This is a genomic window from Kitasatospora sp. NPDC034533 (genome assembly GCF_055575155.1).
Window position 1 is genome coordinate 1 of record NZ_JBVITE010000176.1, and the last position, 1,176, is coordinate 1,176.

General features: G+C 57.2%; 1 rRNA gene. It reads right to left on the reverse strand.

Features of this window, described 5'->3' with window-relative positions:
* Positions 1-1,176: ribosomal RNA gene (locus ACZ55U_RS39095) — 23S ribosomal RNA — on the reverse strand; the annotation flags it as partial.

Sequence of the window (1,176 nt, forward strand, 5' to 3'; positions counted from 1 at the left end):
TTTGGGGTACGGGCCGCCATGAAACTCGCTAGAGGCTTTTCTCGACAGCATAGGATCATCCACTTCACCACAATCGGCTCGGCATCAGGTCTCAGCCTTAATGAGTGACGGATTTGCCTATCACTCGGCCTACACCCTTACCCCGGGACAACCACCGCCCGGGCTGGACTACCTTCCTGCGTCACCCCATCGCTCACCTACTACAGACTTGGACCGGCGGCTCCACCACTTCCCTTTGCCCGAAGGCTCCGGGACGGCTTCACGGCCTTAGCATCATCTGGTTCAGCGCTGGCGCTTCAAAGCGGGTACGGGAATATCAACCCGTTGTCCATCGACTACGCCTGTCGGCCTCGCCTTAGGTCCCGACTTACCCTGGGCAGATCAGCTTGACCCAGGAACCCTTGGTCAATCGGCGCAAGAGTTTCCCACTCTTGTATCGCTACTCATGCCTGCATTCTCACTCGTATACCGTCCACGACTGGTTTCCACCGCCGCTTCACCCGGCACACGACGCTCCCCTACCCATCACAGCAGGCGTTAACCCTATATGCTGCAATGACACGACTTCGGTGATGTGCTTGAGCCCCGCTACATTGTCGGCGCGGAATCACTTGACCAGTGAGCTATTACGCACTCTTTCAAGGGTGGCTGCTTCTAAGCCAACCTCCTGGTTGTCTCTGCGACTCCACATCCTTTCCCACTTAGCACACGCTTAGGGACCTTAGTCGGTGTTCTGGGCTGTTTCCCTCTCGACCATGGAGCTTATCCCCCACAGTCTCACTGCCACGCTCTCACTTACCGGCATTCGGAGTTTGGCTAAGGTCAGTAACCCGGTAAGGCCCATCGCCTATCCAGTGCTCTACCTCCGGCAAGAAACACGTGACGCTGCACCTAAATGCATTTCGGGGAGAACCAGCTATCACGGAGTTTGATTGGCCTTTCACCCCTAACCACAGGTCATCCCCCAGGTTTTCAACCCTGGTGGGTTCGGTCCTCCACACGGTCTTACCCGCGCTTCAACCTGCCCATGGCTAGATCACTCCGCTTCGGGTCTTGGGCATGCAACTGGGTCGCCCTATTCGGACTCGCTTTCGCTACGGCTACCCCACACGGGTTAACCTCGCTACACACCGCAAACTCGCAGGCTCATTCTTCAAAAGGCACGCAGTCACGGCC